The sequence below is a fragment of the Weizmannia sp. FSL W8-0676 genome (assembly GCF_038593015.1).
GTDB classification, from domain to species: domain Bacteria; phylum Bacillota; class Bacilli; order Bacillales; family Bacillaceae_C; genus Weizmannia; species Weizmannia coagulans.
This window is the reverse complement of sequence record NZ_CP151954.1, coordinates 643,157-658,232: the sequence shown is the minus strand read 5'-3', so window position 1 is coordinate 658,232 and position 15,076 is coordinate 643,157. Positions and strand designations below refer to the sequence as shown.

The 15,076-nt window shown below is 46.9% G+C and carries 15 protein-coding genes and 2 pseudogenes; 7 read left to right on the top strand and 10 right to left on the bottom strand.

Annotation, left to right across the window (positions count from 1 at the left end):
* Positions 1 to 176 precede the first annotated feature (176 nt).
* From NST20_RS03125 to NST20_RS03110, 4 genes and pseudogenes are all read right to left on the bottom strand, one after another.
* Positions 177 to 956, bottom strand: coding sequence for a Cof-type HAD-IIB family hydrolase (locus tag NST20_RS03125; RefSeq protein WP_342400050.1), 780 nt, complete (start codon positions 954 to 956; stop codon positions 177 to 179).
* A gap of 23 nt (positions 957 to 979) precedes the next feature.
* A complete protein-coding gene (locus NST20_RS03120; RefSeq protein WP_046721240.1) occupies positions 980 to 1,525 on the bottom strand; it encodes an SIS domain-containing protein in 546 nt (181 codons plus the stop codon).
* A gap of 141 nt (positions 1,526 to 1,666) precedes the next feature.
* The gene (locus tag NST20_RS03115; RefSeq protein ID WP_046721239.1) at positions 1,667 to 2,626 is read right to left on the bottom strand and encodes a LacI family DNA-binding transcriptional regulator; all 960 of its coding nucleotides are present in this window, start codon (positions 2,624 to 2,626) and stop codon (positions 1,667 to 1,669) included.
* Between the two features lie 299 nt (positions 2,627 to 2,925).
* Positions 2,926 to 3,414: pseudogene (locus NST20_RS03110) on the bottom strand (MFS transporter); the annotation flags it as partial.
* Between the two features lie 340 nt (positions 3,415 to 3,754).
* On the opposite strand from NST20_RS03110, the gene yfkAB reads away from it, so the two are divergent.
* Both yfkAB and NST20_RS03100 read left to right on the top strand, forming a co-directional pair.
* Complete coding sequence (gene yfkAB / locus NST20_RS03105; protein ID WP_013858537.1) at positions 3,755 to 4,906, top strand: radical SAM/CxCxxxxC motif protein YfkAB; 1,152 nt, start codon at positions 3,755 to 3,757, stop codon at positions 4,904 to 4,906.
* A gap of 140 nt (positions 4,907 to 5,046) precedes the next feature.
* Positions 5,047 to 5,580: a hypothetical protein gene (locus tag NST20_RS03100; protein WP_327076272.1), complete on the top strand. Its 534-nt coding sequence runs from the start codon at positions 5,047 to 5,049 to the stop codon at positions 5,578 to 5,580.
* A 216-nt stretch (positions 5,581 to 5,796) separates the two neighbouring features.
* Here NST20_RS03100 and NST20_RS03095 read toward each other — a convergent pair whose 3' ends face one another.
* Positions 5,797 to 5,997: a hypothetical protein gene (locus NST20_RS03095; protein ID WP_013858535.1), complete on the bottom strand. Its 201-nt coding sequence runs from the start codon at positions 5,995 to 5,997 to the stop codon at positions 5,797 to 5,799.
* 212 nt (positions 5,998 to 6,209) lie between these two features.
* Here NST20_RS03095 and NST20_RS03090 point away from each other — a divergent pair, with 212 nt between their 5' ends.
* Positions 6,210 to 6,635, top strand: coding sequence for a universal stress protein (locus NST20_RS03090; protein WP_013858534.1), 426 nt, complete (start codon positions 6,210 to 6,212; stop codon positions 6,633 to 6,635).
* Positions 6,636 to 6,768: 133 nt separating this feature from the next.
* Here the strand turns inward: NST20_RS03090 and NST20_RS03085 are convergent, their stop codons facing one another.
* Positions 6,769 to 8,097 (bottom strand): polysaccharide biosynthesis protein, encoded by a 1,329-nt coding sequence (locus tag NST20_RS03085; protein WP_342400049.1) that lies wholly within the window; start codon positions 8,095 to 8,097, stop codon positions 6,769 to 6,771.
* Positions 8,098 to 8,202: 105 nt separating this feature from the next.
* On the opposite strand from NST20_RS03085, the gene NST20_RS03080 reads away from it, so the two are divergent.
* A complete protein-coding gene (locus NST20_RS03080; RefSeq protein WP_342400048.1) occupies positions 8,203 to 9,030 on the top strand; it encodes an AAC(3) family N-acetyltransferase in 828 nt (275 codons plus the stop codon).
* 331 nt (positions 9,031 to 9,361) lie between these two features.
* On the opposite strand, the gene NST20_RS03075 is transcribed toward NST20_RS03080, so the two are convergent.
* Both NST20_RS03075 and NST20_RS03070 read right to left on the bottom strand, forming a co-directional pair.
* Positions 9,362 to 10,348 carry an SDR family oxidoreductase gene (locus tag NST20_RS03075; protein WP_342400047.1) on the bottom strand — a complete coding sequence of 329 codons (987 nt, stop codon included), beginning with the start codon at positions 10,346 to 10,348 and terminating at the stop codon, positions 9,362 to 9,364.
* Positions 10,349 to 10,414: 66 nt separating this feature from the next.
* Positions 10,415 to 10,525 (bottom strand): annotated as a pseudogene (locus NST20_RS03070) (acyl-CoA dehydrogenase family protein); the annotation flags it as partial.
* A 144-nt stretch (positions 10,526 to 10,669) separates the two neighbouring features.
* Here NST20_RS03070 and NST20_RS03065 point away from each other — a divergent pair.
* A complete protein-coding gene (locus tag NST20_RS03065; protein WP_013858529.1) occupies positions 10,670 to 11,251 on the top strand; it encodes a biotin transporter BioY in 582 nt (193 codons plus the stop codon).
* Positions 11,252 to 11,487: 236 nt separating this feature from the next.
* Here NST20_RS03065 and map read toward each other — a convergent pair whose 3' ends face one another.
* A complete protein-coding gene (map, locus tag NST20_RS03060; protein ID WP_342400046.1) occupies positions 11,488 to 12,231 on the bottom strand; it encodes a type I methionyl aminopeptidase in 744 nt (247 codons plus the stop codon).
* A gap of 245 nt (positions 12,232 to 12,476) precedes the next feature.
* On the opposite strand from map, the gene NST20_RS03055 reads away from it, so the two are divergent.
* Positions 12,477 to 12,920: a C40 family peptidase gene (locus NST20_RS03055; protein ID WP_342400045.1), complete on the top strand. Its 444-nt coding sequence runs from the start codon at positions 12,477 to 12,479 to the stop codon at positions 12,918 to 12,920.
* 202 nt (positions 12,921 to 13,122) lie between these two features.
* Positions 13,123 to 13,638: a hypothetical protein gene (locus tag NST20_RS03050; RefSeq protein ID WP_328013785.1), complete on the top strand. Its 516-nt coding sequence runs from the start codon at positions 13,123 to 13,125 to the stop codon at positions 13,636 to 13,638.
* A gap of 248 nt (positions 13,639 to 13,886) precedes the next feature.
* Here the strand turns inward: NST20_RS03050 and NST20_RS03045 are convergent, their stop codons facing one another.
* Entirely contained in the window at positions 13,887 to 15,017 is a 1,131-nt protein-coding gene (locus NST20_RS03045; protein ID WP_041819607.1) for a DEAD/DEAH box helicase, read from the bottom strand.
* Positions 15,018 to 15,076: the final 59 nt, after the last annotated feature.

Below are 15,076 nucleotides of genomic sequence, written 5' to 3'. Positions count from 1 at the left end.
CAGAATTTTTTTACGAAAATGGGTGATTTTATCTGAATTGGCTTTTGAGTGCAAGCTTTTCACCGGATTTGTTGTAAAACCCTAGCATTTAAATGGTTGCCAAAGCTGTCAGCATCCTTGCCAAATCTAAGCGTTGTGCTTATTCACCAAGCGCTATTTAGTAAGCTCTTTACAGGTTATAGCAGCCCGACAATTTGCAGGCCGTGGGGAATGCCCATGTCTTCCACCGATTTTGTAATGTATTTGGCGGCGGCCTTTACCTTTTCTTCCGCATTTCCCATTGCCACACTGTTTTTAATCATGGACAGCATTTTAATATCATTTAACCCGTCGCCAAATGCATATTGGCGTTCTGGAGGAAAACCCAATTTTTCAACAATTTTTTCAATTCCTCTCGCTTTTGACCCGCCTTTTGGCAAAACATCGACGGAGAGCGGATGCCAGCGGATAAATTCAAAATCCGGAAATGCCTGTTCATACTGTTTCTCTTCCCCTTCTGAACAGAACAGGAGCGCCTGGTACAATTCCCGCCCTTTATAATAATGCGGGTCATACGCAGGCAACCGGCCAATTTTCAAAGACGCAATGCTCTTTTCAATATCCTCGTGGTTTGGCACATTGGCTTTCATGTCTTCATGGTCCATATAGACGAGCGGATGCTGGTGGGAAAGGGCATATGCAGTCAATTCTTCAAGCGATTGCCTGTTTAACGGATTTTTAAACAATACCTCTCCGTTCATAACAACATATTGCCCGTTATAACTTACAAACGTATCCATCCCGAGTTCCTTCCGCAAATCTTCAAACATAAACGGGGCCCTGCCCGTTGCAATGGCTGTGACATGGCCATCGCTTTTCAGCTTATCTATCGCTTTTTTGGTTGTGGCAGGCAGCTTTTTCTCATGTGTCAGCAAAGTCCCGTCTATATCAAAAAAAATCACGCTTTGTTGTTTCATATTCTTCCTGATCCTTTCCCGTTCTATTTCAGGCATACTTTTTCAGGCTGGCGCTTTTTCATTAAAGATGCTGTAATGACATCATAAATCAAAAAACTCAGCAGTTCAAATAAGGTTCCGATTCTTTCCGGGGTGGGGCCGGCCTGTTTTATGCTTTCAAATTCAGACGATTCGTCCGGCAACAAAACCGTCACATCCGCCATTTTTGCAAGAGTTGATTCGGGAGAAGCCGTTATGGCCACCATTTTTATGCCGTGGAGCCTAGCTTTTCGGGCGGCATTCAATAAAGCGGGATTTTCTCCCGATTTTGAGCTGAACAGGATGGTATCCCCTTTTTCAGGAACAGGTGAAATCAAATCGCCGATCATCCCAACCCGGAACCCCAAATGGACCAGCCTGTTGGCAAAGACACGGAGGATCATTTCCGAACAGCCCGTTCCTGCCAAAAACAAACGGTTCGACCGGCCAATCACCTCTACAACCTTCTCTAATGGTTGATCGCCTATTTTGCTGCACAAACTGGCATACAGTTCTAAAACCACGGCCTTTGCATCTTCCAGTATATTCACTTTTCTCCCTCCCCGTTTGATCAAACAAAAGTATCCATTTTGCGGCGCCGTTTCGGGCACAGTGATTGTTTTGGCAGGCTGGGGCTGGCCGAGCTTTACACGCGGCAGAACTGAACGGAACTTCTCCAGCCTCCCTTTTCCCTATACCGTGCCTCTTTCAATGAGTTTTGCAGAAATTTCCTTGTTTTTAATTTCCTTCGTCAAAACCTGGCGGACAAGGTTCCGGCCCATTTCAACAAGCGGAATATCTATGGTTGTGATATTCAGCATTCCGGCAATCGGTTCATTGTCAAATCCGATGATGGCCAGCTCATCCGGAATAGAAATCTGCTGTTTGTTGCAACTGATGACAATCCCCGCTGCAACCTGGTCGCTTGTTACAAGCAATGCCGAAGGAGGCGGGTCCATTTCTTTTACCCAGCACAAAACCCTTTCTCCATCCTCGTAGTCGTAGCATTGGTCAAAAACATATTCCGGATGGTGCGGCAAATGGTATTTTTTATGAAAATCCCAATAGGCTTTTTCGCGGTTCCGGCTGTTGGTGCCGGATTTCCTGCCGATGCAATACCCGATTTTCGTATGGCCTTTCCGGTACAAAAATTCCAGTGCATCCATAAAAATTTTATAGTGGTCAATATAGGTTGACGATATTTCTCCGCCTTTTACACATTCACAAAGCGCAATCGGCCCGAATGGCAAGTATTCTTCAATTTTGCGCATACTGCAGGCACGCGAACAAATGATTAAACCGTCAATTTGCTTTTGTTGCAGCATTTGTAAGGCTTCCGTTTCCCTGCTTTCCATATAGTCTGTTTGAAACAAAAGCAGTTTATGGTTATACTCAAGCGCCTGCTTTGCGATCCCTTTCAATAAAAGGGCAAAATAAGGATGATCTGTAAACGGCAAAACGACTCCGATCAATTTTGTTTTCCCTTTACTTAAATGGACGGCATTGATGTTTTTATGGTACCGGGTCGCTTTCACCGCTTTTAAGACGGCGTTCTTTTTTTCTTCACTTACATACGGATGATTGTTCAGCACACGGGAGACGGTCGTCACAGACACGCCGGCCATTTTCGCCAAGTCTCTTATATTTGTCATAACCTCACCTATTAAAACACTTGCGATTTTTCAGCAGGCATCCATGCTTTAGGATGGAAGTGTTTAAACCAAGCCCCAGCCAGCAGGCTCATTTTTATGTATTTATAGTGTAAATAATGAAACGCATTTCATGTCAATTTTTATTTTTACAAAATCTGTTTCGGCACTGAAATAGAAAGCCTGCCTGTTAAAAAAGATGGGGACATGCAAAAAAGGGCTGGTGGCTGCAGCCCTCCCGTTTTACCGGGGAAAAAGCACCGACCCCTCGGTCTTCTGTTCAAAACCCTCGTACAGCGGTTTCATCTTTTCTGCTCCAGTTCTTTCATCATCTTCTTGTATCTGTTTTCTGTAATAGGATAAAAGCTGATCAGCAAAACAGACAGCAGAATAAAAATGCCGGGGATGATTGCATTCATGTCCTTAATCGCTTGAAGGGATGAAACGGATTGGGCTGCATTCGGAACATAGCCGGACCTGTTTAGAAAAAATGCTGAAAATGAACCGGCGAGCGCAACGCCCAGTTTATTGGTAAAACTCATGCTGGAAATGACCACACCGTCTGCGCGGATTCCCGTTTTCCACTCTGCATAGTCCACACAATCCGCAAGCATCCCCCATGCGAGCGTGTTCAGCGGGGTGGTAAAAAAACCGGAAACAAACAACAAAAACAAAATCAGCGGAATGGAGGAAAATGCTGTAAATTGCAAGCCGGCATAAGAAATCAGGGAAAGGGCTGTCGAAATCATCATGACGTTCTTCCTGCCCCATTGCTGCGTCATGGGAACAAAGCATCAGCATCCGCGATGAAACGGAAAAATTCAATCAGTTTATAAAGAACAAAATCCAATCCCAAAAATAACAAGCCGGATAAATTGCTTTGGCCGGTTTTCGCCGATTTTTGGTTGCCGCACGCATTGTGGTAGGAGCGTCTGTCCTGATAATTGCGCCGGCTGTTTTTCGACACCCGGACCCCAGGAAATGGAATGTGCGAAAAAAAAACAGGCTGCATGTTATAATGAACCATGGCATATATAGGAAAAAAGCAGAAAAAAGATGGGGCCTGCCATTTGGAGGTGGACACGGGCAAAGCAGGCGCCCGGGTTGATTTTTCAAAAAAGGAGCACAAACATGTTAAAAGAAGAAACATCACGAAGCATTACACCTGAATACGATCCGTGGGAAGCATACATGGACATTACGACACACGGCAAACTGACTTTGTCGAATATTGAATTCACAACGACCACTTTATGCAATATGCGCTGCGAACATTGTGCAGTCGGTTACACACTGCAGCCAAAAGATCCGGATGCGCTACCGCTTGATCTGCTGCTCAGGCGGCTGGATGAAATCAGCACACTGCGCTGCATCAGCATTACCGGCGGCGAACCGATGCTGTCAACCAAATCTGTTGAAAATTACGTTCTGCCACTGTTACAATATGCGCATGAAAGAGGGATCCGCACCCAAATCAATTCCAATTTAACAATGAAACTCGAAAAATATGTGCAAATTGCACCTTATCTCGATGTGCTGCACATCTCCCACAACTGGGGAACTGTCCGTGATTATATTGACGGCGGGTTTGCCAACATGCGGATCAAGCCAAGCGATCAGCAGGGTGAAAAAATGTTCAGGCGTATCGTGGAAAACAGCCGCGCCTTGTCAGAGATGGGCGTGATGGTTTCTGCAGAAACGATGTTAAACAAGCGTACATTGCCTTATATGGAACAAATCCATCATCAGATTGTCGAAGAAATGAAATGTGCAAGGCACGAAATTCACCCAATGTACCCAAGCGATTTTGCTGCTGATCTTGAAGTGCTCAGCCTGGATGAAATTCGGGAAGCCATCCACCATTTGCTCGATATCCGTGATGAAAGCGTGTGGATGCTGTTTGGCACGCTGCCATTTTATCCGTGCAGCAGCAATCCAGAAGACCAGGCATTGTTGAAAAGATTGTACGAAAGCAAAAATGTGACCATCCGCAATGACCCGGACGGCCGCTCCCGCCTGAATGTAAACATTTTTACCGGTGATGTGATTGTCACGGATTTCGGCGATACACCGCCGCTTGGCAATATCCGCCATGACAGGCTGCCCGACGTCTTTGAAAAATGGCTCAAAACGCCAATTGCAAAATCGCTGAACTGCCATTGCCCGCAAGCCAGATGCCTCGGGCCGAACATTTTAGTCAAAAATGCTTACTATAAAAATATTGATTTTACCCAACGAAAAGCTGTCATCGGCATGCAGGGCCCCTCTTCCCGGATGGGCTGAGAAACAGGCGAATGGGGCGCGCCTGCCCCATGCTTTCTCGTAATCTCAACTACTTTTATCCTGGTTATTTTCCTTCTTTTGCGTTAAAATACGCAGCAAAGATGAATAAAAGCAGCGAATTGACTTTTGATCAGGAGGGAATGAAATTGGGTTGGTTGATCGGGATTATCATTATAATCGTGCTCGTGCATTTTTTAATCATCCGTCCTTTGATCGAGCGGAACCGGCCGCAAATTATTGAACCGCGAAGAAGCATCTACAACGGGGATGCCTACGAGCCGCACCCGGAGCAAACCGGATGGAACGGTGGGGGCAGCTCCGGAATCGGCCGGTTTGGCACGTTTGCCGGCGGGATGGCAACAGGCGCTTTGCTGACGTATTTACTGGAACAGGGCAGAATCGGTTATGACCAGTTCGAGCATTTTCAAAATCTTGACGGCAGCGACCTGCTGCATGAGCTGGAAGAGCAAAATATTTTACAGCAGGATGAAATTGACCATCTTGAGGATTCGTTAAGGAACTTTGAAGACAGCGGCCATGATGGCCATGACAATGGGGATAATGGAGACAACGGCCAGCAGGGTACCGGTTTCGATTTAGCCAATTTCACTTCCAATGATGACAATGACTTCGGCGGATGGGACAGCGGATCGGATGACAATAACTGGTTGTAAGAAATTAACGGAACAGGTGCTCAAACAGCCTGTTCCGTTAACATTCTTACAGCGGTTTCTAATGGCGGGTATGCCTGCATTGCTTTATTTCACTCCCGCTCCGGGCAAGACAGATACATTGCTGCTTGGCGGGTAATTTGAGTTCATTTTATACAAGCACCCGGGGATTCGGATTCCATTTTACCGGCCATCCCGCGGGTGCTTTACTTACAAGGTTTACGGTTTGTACTTTTTTTCGCTGGATGAAGTCGTTTTTTTGTCATGATCCGTTTTTTCTTCAAGCTTTTCTTCTCGCAAGTCTTCCATTGGAATCGGGTCAACTGTTTGTTCACTCATAAATTTATCATGCATGTCTTCGTTTTCTGTTGCAAATTGTTCAGGGTTGTCCATTTTTCCCTGCTTTTTGTTTTCGCTCATTTCGTATCACCTCGTATGGTTCAATACCCTTTATTTTTCCGAAAAGAACTGAAAATATCCGGCGAACATGCAAAAAAACCGCGCCTGCCTACCCCGGCCTGTCTTCCCCAAGGGCGGAAATTTTTTGTATTCCTTCCATATTCTCTGTTAATTGTTGCAATTTTTTATGATATGATAAGGTTGATGAGAAGAAAGCCGATGGAGATGATTTTATGTTTAATCGCATTCTTGTGGCAATAGACGGTTCAAAAATGAGCGACAAAGCACTGAAAGCCGCACTGAATTTTGCAAAAGAAAGGTTTACAAAAATCGGTGTGATCCATGTGGAGAAAAATCCGGTTATTCCGGATGGGATGCCAAATGCGTCAATAGATACCCTTTATTCTGAACAGCAGAGAGACGGAGATGTTTTGTTAGACCAAGCCGCTGCTCTTGCCGAAGAGGAAGAAATTGAGATAGAAAAATTTTATGAAACGGGCGATCCCGCTGCCCAGATTGTCAGAAAGGCAGAAGAAGGAAACTATCAGCTTATTATTATGGGGAGCAGAGGGCTCGGAAATCTGAAGGGGCTCATGCTTGGCAGCGTCAGCCAGAAAGTCACCCAGCTCGCCAAATGCCCGGTACTGATTATAAAATAGCCCTGCTTAGAAGCCTGTCCTGAAATACCGGACAGGCTAATCTAATTGGGCAAAAGCCTCCATAAGCATACTGCGGACGCTTAAAAAGCCCGGGCAATCATACAAAATGCCAGGCCGGAACCCGCATGTCCCGTTAAAAAGTATGTTTCGCCGGTTTGCGGAGAACCAAGGAAATTTCAATTTTTTTACAAATCGTCAAATAATGCATCATCATGATAAGCAATGTTCCCGTATTCATGGCAATGATCACGCCGGCCATTTGGTACTGGGGATTTGAGCCAAGATAATAAATGAGGCAGTACGTAACCATTGTTGACCAAATAAAATGCGCGAGGGCATCCCTGACCAGGCCGAGGCCGATTAAAAACGCCTGCATCGGAATGACAAAATAGTGAAACAGAAAATACGGCCATAACAGACGGACATAAACGGCGGCGGCAGACGAATGGGAAAACAAGGTTGTTAGCGGTACGGAAAATAACTGAATGACAATGACAGCCGGAAGCCCGTAAAGAAACGTCATCATCATCACCTGCTGAAGCAGTTTCTGCAGCTTTATGCCATCTCTTTTGGCATAAGCTTCAGAAACAGTTGGAATTAATACGGTGGACAGGGAATGGGCAATAAAGGCCGGAAAAAATCCGATCGTAAAAGCGACGCCGGCCACCAGTCCGAAATGTTCGTTTGCCATTCCCTCCGTCATGCCGGATTTAAGCAATACCCATTTGATAAAAAATGGTTCAATCGCATTTGTTACGGCATGGAACACGCGCATGCCCGTTGTCGGCAATGATACGGAAAGAAGGCTTCTTCTGATTTCCTTCCCCCCCATTGGAGCCTGTTCTTTTTTCTTAAGCGTCCGCATTTGCAGCACAAACATATGAAAAAGATACAGCAGCACAATCAGGTCACTGCCGACAAGCGTGCATATCGCAATAAAAATTGACATTTGCACATCAAATTCCATCCAATGAAATAGCAAGACAAGCAGGATAAGCTGCATGATCTTCCTCAGGAAGTTGGCAGCAGCGATCTTTCCCATTTGCTGGACACCCATAAAGTAACCTCTCGCAATTGAGGAAAAGGCGATCATCGGGATCAGCGCAATGATCAGCCAGCGAAGATACGGGTGGTAATGATGGAAAATTGGAAGCGCCGGCAGCAACAATGCAACTGCCGCCATGAGCAACAGGACAAACAAAGATGCCAGCCGGATGGTAAACCTCAGCATATCACGATGATATTTTTCTTCCTGTTCCGCAACAAATTTTGAAATGGAGATGGGCAGTTCCATGCTGGCGATGGTGACAATTAAAAAAATGGCCGGCAAAATAGACATGTACAGCCCCATGCCGTGCGCCCCAAGTTCATTTGCAAGTACCATATTGGTTAAAAATTCAATGCACTCCCCGATAAAAGCAACGCCAATCAGCATAAATGCCCCTTTAAAAAACACTGCCATGTTCTTCCTCTTCTCCTTATCAAGAAAAACTTTTTCAATATTAAAGGATATGAGGCAAGCCTGGAGAATCATTACAAATAAATCAATAGAGATGGAGGAACTCCTGTGACAGAAGAAAATGTAATTCGAAAAAAACAAACGCTCGTAACAAAAGAAAGATTAGTAGCCGATTTTCGCAAGCTCGGGCTGAAAGAAGGCATGGTGGTCATCGTCCACTCGTCTTTAAGCGCGCTCGGCTGGGTTTGCGGGGGAGAGGTTGCCGTCATTCGGGCTTTAATGGAAGTGGTGACAGACCGCGGCACCATTGTGATGCCGGCCCAAACAGCGAATAATACCGACCCCGCCTTTTGGGAAAACCCGCCCGTTCCGGAAGCATGGTGGGAAGAAATCCGGCGGACCCTGCCTGCTTTTGACCCTGCCATTACCCCAACTTACGGCATGGGCCGGATTGCCGAACTTTTCCGGACGTTTCCGGGAGTTTTAAGGAGCAACCATCCGAACTGCTCGTTTACCGCCTGGGGCCGGGATGCAAAATCGATTTTGAGCGGGCACTCGCTCGACTTCCCGTTCGGGGAAAAGTCCCCGCTCGCCCGGATTTATGACCGGGATGGCTGTATTTTGCTGCTCGGCGTCGATTACCAAGTCAATACATCCATGCATCTCGGCGAATATAGGTCCAAGCATACAAAACGATGTACGCAGAGCTGCGCGATGAAAATAAACGGAAAAAGAGTCTGGCAATCATACGAAGATTACGAGGAAAACTCCGACTTATTCAATAAAATTGGCCGCGCCTTTGAACGCAGCCATCAGGTAAAAACCGGTTTTGTCGGCGCTGCCCCGTCAAGGCTTATCAACCAGCGGGCGCTCGTCGACTTTACCGTGCAATATTTGGATGATTTATATGCAGATGCGGAAAAAGCGCACCACTAGTTTTCTTTTTGTACGCCGGTACCGGTTCCGCTGCGGAAATGGGTGGGCACCCCATGCACGGCACTGGTTTCGTTTTTAAATAGGGCGGACAGATCATTCACGCATTTTGTTTGCAGCTGTACCGCCTCCGTTGCGGAAGTTGGCGCAAAGCATGCGCACCAATTTTAGTTGCTTTGCTTTACGTCTCCGCCGGCTTCGTTGTTGGAAAAAAGGCAAAACCCGGCATGGCACAAACTTCCTTTTGTTCCGTCTTGCGGAAACGGGAAAACCCGTCATGTGCCTTTGTTTGCACCGGGCGGAATCGGGCGGACATGCCTGTCTTGCCTCCTGCCTACGAGCCAGTAATCGTCCCGCCGTTTACATGCAGCACCTGCCCTGTTACATAGCTGGAATCACGGGATGCAAGATAAACATAAGTCGGAGCCAGTTCGTACGGCTGGCCGGCCCGCTTCATTGGCACATCACGGCCAAATTTGGCAACCTGTTCCGGATAGAAGCTTGCCGGAATCAGCGGTGTCCAAATCGGCCCCGGTGCCACCGCATTGACCCGGATCCCCTTTCTAACCAGATTTTGCGACAAAGACCGGGTAAAAGCCACAATTGCCCCTTTTGTTGCAGAATAATCGATCAAATTTGGATTTCCTTCATACGCCGTTACAGAAGTAGTGAAAATAATCGAGCTGCCGGCTTTCAAATACGGCAGTGCGGCTTTTACCAGGTAGAAAAAGCTGTGAATATTGTTTTTAAAGGTAAAATCCCATTGTTCATTCGTAATATCCAGCAAATCATGCTGCACAAACTGCATGGCGTGATTGTTCACAAGCACATCCAGATGCCCGAATGTATCCACCGTTTGCTTCACAACGTTTTGGCAATGCTCCGGATCTTTTAAGTCCCCCGGAATCAGCAGGCAACGCTGCCCGAACGCTTCAATCCTTCGCTTTGTCCGCCCGGCATCTTCTATTTCATAATTGGAATAATACGGGATCACGACATCCGCGCCTTCTTTCGCAAACGCAATCGCGGCGGCTGCGCCGATCCCGCTGTCCCCGCCGGTTACAATCGCCACTTTATTTTCAAGCTTTCCAGATCCCTTATAGGACGGGTCTTCGATCAGCGGGCGCGGGTGCATCAGTTTTTCAATCCCCGGCTGTTCCGGCTGGTGCTGGGGCGGAAATGCATATTTTTGCCGGTAATTTTGGTAACCCGGTTCCGTCCGGGAAAAATACATATCTGGCTTGAGCCAATACAAATGGACCACCTCTTTATCCAGGCTTTTTCCGTTTAGTGTATTCGCCCAAAAGCCGGTGGGTGACAATTAATTTCCTTCATTTGCCGGCACCTTTTCCATCACAATCTCTTCGAAATGTTTTACAAACGCCATTGCCGTCCGTCTCAGTGCATAGGCCCGCGCTTCCCGGTATGCCCGGCGCATGATGCCGATTGAAGCAACGGCATTGCAGACGCGAGAAAGGTTGAGTGCCGTTACAGAAAACTTATAAAAAGTTATAATTTATTACAACTTTTATGTTTCCCAAAATCCTTTAAAATATGTAAACTAATTTTATTTTTAAGTTGACATATATGCCGCGGTTTTTTAATCTATTAATAGATAAAGAAAAAAAGGGGAGTGAAAAAAATGGCAGCGAAAAAATTCCGTGCCATTGATCTTTGTTATGCGGGTATGTTTGCGGCGCTGATGGCCATCGGGGCAAATATTACATCTATTGCGCCGTTTCTTGTCATCGGCGGGGTGCCGATCACATTGCAAACTTTTTTTGCCGTGCTGGCGGGTTTAGTGCTCGGCAGCAGGCTTGGAGCGATTTCGATGGTCGCCTATATGCTGATCGGCTTATTGGGGGCACCGGTTTTTGCGCGATTCAGCGGCGGGTTTCAAACCGTATTAAGCCCATCATTCGGATTTATTCTTAGTTTTATCCCCGCAGCCTGGGCCACGGGCAAGATTGTGGAAAAGCGCCAAAACATGGCAGCGTACTTTACCGCTTCCATCATCGGCATGATTGTAAACTATTTGATTGGGACCAACTGGATGTACGCCGCTTATAAAATATGGGCGCAGGCCCCGCAAGCGTTCAGCTACAAAATCGCCTGGATGTGGATGGCGGTGCCGCTGCCGAAAGACATTATTTTATCCTTGGTTGCAGGCTGGCTGGCACACCGGATCAGAGCCGTTTCCCCGCTTATTGCGTTAAAACGGTAGAATGGCCCGCTTATACTGCTCCGCCTGAAACGGTGCAATCTTCGGGCGGGGCGGTATTCCGAAGAGGGCATTTCTCCGCTTACTGCGTTAAAACGCGGTAAGACGGCGGGATCTTTTCAAATGCATACTTCAGCCCCCGCTTACGATTAAAACGAGCGGGCCATTTATTCCACTTGCTCCATGTCTGCCCGAATGGTGCATGCTTCGGGCGGGGCATACTCCGGAGCAGGTTCCCCTTATCGCGTTAAAACGATAGGGGGCCCTTTTGTTACAATGACGGTATGTTCCACTTGGGATACAAAGCTTCCGTCCGGCGTTACATACGTCCAGCCGTCGCCCGATTCGACCACTTCATCGGCGCCGGTCGAGACAAACGGTTCAAACGCAATGACCATGCCGTCCTGTAACAAACCTGTATCGTCCGGATCATAGTAATTTAAAATATACTCGGGATCCTCGTGCAAGGCCTTCCCGACACCGTGACCAGTCAAATTCAGGAGCACTTCAAACCCGCTGCTGTACACTGCTTTTTCAACCGCCCGGCCAATTTGATTCTGCTTATTTCCGGCCCTGATCTTCTTCAAACCGCTGTCAAACGCCCGCTGCGCACATTCGCACAGCGCAAATAATTCGGGATCTCCCTTTCCGACAACAAAAGAGATGCCTGTATCCGCATAATATCCATCCAGCGATCCGGATACATCCACATTTACAAGATCCCCTTCTTTTAACACGCGGTCTCCCGGAATGCCATGCGCCACTTCTTCATTCACACTGATACAGGTGTATCCAGGGAAATCATACTCTCCCTTTGGCCCGGAGACCGCCCCGTTTTCTGCAAACCTTTTGCCTGCCCATTCATCCAATTCTTTCGTTGTAATGCCGGGCCTGGCTTTTTCCTTCAGTTCATCGCGAATGCTGGCAACAAGCCGCCCGATTTTCTTCAATCCTTCCAAATCTGCTTCTGACTTGACGATCATGTTGAACGTTCCCTTCTGCTTTAAAGTCATGACTCCATTATATAGAAATAACGTTAGATATCAAAATCCATGGTTCATCCGAACAAAAAAAGCTACCGCGCCCCGCATGCCGGATGCTGCCAATCTTTTCACACTTTTGTCGTATAAGTAATGTTTTTGTAATATTATTTAATGTGAGCGTAATCAAAGAATCGACAAAAATTGGTATAGTGGGATTACGGGATTCATAGACAGAGGTGGGAAATTTGAAGAAAGTAGCTCCAATATTGCTTGCGCTTATGCTGGGGACCGGTTTTTTACTGCCTGCTAAACAAGCGGCTGCTGCATCCTATTCCCCGTCAAAAGTCATCAGTACGGCAAAGAAATATATAGGGACGCCATACAGATGGGGTGGCACAAGCCCGTCAGGTTTTGATTGTTCCGGCTTTGTAGGTTATACATTTAAAAAGAACGGAAAAAACTTGCCGAGAACAGCAGCAAGCATTTACAAAAAAGGAAAAAAAGTCAGCAAGTCAAATTTAAAACCGGGCGATCTGGTTTTCTTCCATACTTATTCAAAAGGCGTTTCACATGTCGCCATTTATATCGGCCATAATCAAGTCATCCACTCCGTATCGCAAGGCGTCAAGATCGACCTCCTCAGCAATCCTTATTGGAAACCGCGGTACGTCGGGGCGAAAAGGCTTTGAGACAAAAAACTTCGGAGAGTCCCGATGTTTTTTTTTGCCCCTACCCTTTCCCTGGGTATTTAAACGAGGATACGAAAAAGATGAATTAAAACTTTTTCCATAAATCTTATTTTTCCCTCCCCTATTTACCATAAGAAACAAAAAATGCTATGATCGTACTGCAAATCTATTAAAAATTTACAGATTTAGGAAGGGTTACAGCATGAGAAAAATTTGGTTTGCACTATTTAGCCTTGCCTTTGTGCTCGCACTTGGCGCATGTTCCGGAAATTCGGGCCAGTCCGGGGCAAAAAAACCGGCAAAAAGCGCCACAAAAACGGCTTTGATGAATTTTTACATGGATCTCACCAATCGTATCAACGCCCAGGACAGGGATTTAAATACGTATGAACAGGCGATCGCTAAGACGAACGACAGGCCGCCGAAAACCGAGCTTGCCACCATGCAGAAGGCGGCGCAGTCATCCGCAGAAAATGTGGGAAAGGAAGTAAAAAATACGAAAATCCCATCCAAATTAAACAACTATCAATCGGAGATAAAAACCGCTGTAAAAGATTTGCAACAGTCCTACCAAATGAAAGCGGATGAGTTGAAAAAAGCGAACCCTTCGCTGGATGCTGCGAACAAAAAGCTGGAACAAGCCAACGATGAACTCGGCAAAGTATTTAAAAAAGCCGGCTTGTCACCGGCCAGCCTCCCGGACGATGTTAATTCATAAGAAGGTTCAAAACACGACCGGGCGATTGCTGATGCTCATTCAAAAAGAAGTTTCAAAACACAAGGCCTGCCGGAAATCGATTTCCGGCAGGCCTTTCTTCCGCATAATAAAGCGTACAGAACTTTGCATTTCTTCTTCTCTAAAGCTAAAAAGCAGAATCATTTTCCCGCTTTCGGAATCCGCCCGCGGAATGAAGCCACCATCCGACAAATTTTCCGCATTTCAAAAAACAGGTTTTGCCCACATGCTTATTCGGGATCCACCAGTTCGCCCCGCTTGATGTCTTTCCGCCCCAGTTCCACATGCTGCGCTTTTGCGAATTTTTTCAACACCTTTTCTTCTCCGGGCGTCACAAGGGAGACAACTGTGCCGGCGTTCGAACCGAGCCGGCCTGTCCGCCCTGAGCGGTGGACATATGCGGATACATCTCCCGGCAAATCAAATTGAATGACATGCGTAATCACCGGGATATCCAGGCCGCGGGCAGCAACATCCGTTGCCAAAAGGAGCGGGACATCGCCATTTTGGAACAACCGGATGCTTTTTTCCCTTTCTTCCTTGCGCATATCGCCATGCAGTTCGGCGACGGCCAGCCCTTTGAACCGGAGCTTTTCCGCTGCAACCGAAACATCCCATTTGTTATTGAAAAACACGAGCCCCCGGACCCCCATCCGGGCAATTTTTCGTAACTGCTCGATTTTGCCGCGCGGGTCGCCCGTTACGATATAAATATGTTCAACCGGGCTCCGCGCCTCCTCTTTTGCAATACGGATCAATAGGGGTTCTTTCATCTGGTCTATTGCCTTTTGGGCTGCTGCATCAGGCAGAGTGGCTGAAAACAAAAGGATCTGGCAATCGCGCATGGCGGATTTTACAATTTGTCCGACTGTAAGGCTGTATTCCTTTCCGAGCAGCTGGTCCCCTTCATCGAGCACCATCATTTTCACTTCATGCATTTTCAGTTTTTTCTGGCGGATCAATTCGAGGATGCGCCCGGGCGTCCCGATCACAAGGTGCGGATGTCTTTTCAGTTTTTCAATTTGCCTTTTCACATTTGCGCCGCCGATCAGCGGGATGCTCTGTATTCCGCTTCCTTGTGACCATTTTCCGGCTTCCTCTTGTATTTGCATGACCAGTTCTTTAGAGGGCGCCAAAATGACAGCCTGGACCGCTTGTTTTCCGGGATCCATCCGGTCGAGCACAGGCAGCAGGTAGGCGAGTGTTTTTCCCGATCCTGTCGGTGCCACAGCAATCACATCCCGGCCGTCCAGCACAGCAGGAATCACTTTTTCCTGTACAAAAGCAGGATGTTCAAATGTTGAATTTTTCCATGCCTGTTGTAAAAAAGGCTGTAAATGATGAATGAATGTAGGTTCCATTGTTTTTCCCTGACCTTCCTTTTCCAGTCCTTTTATCATACACTACCCCGGCCGGAAAA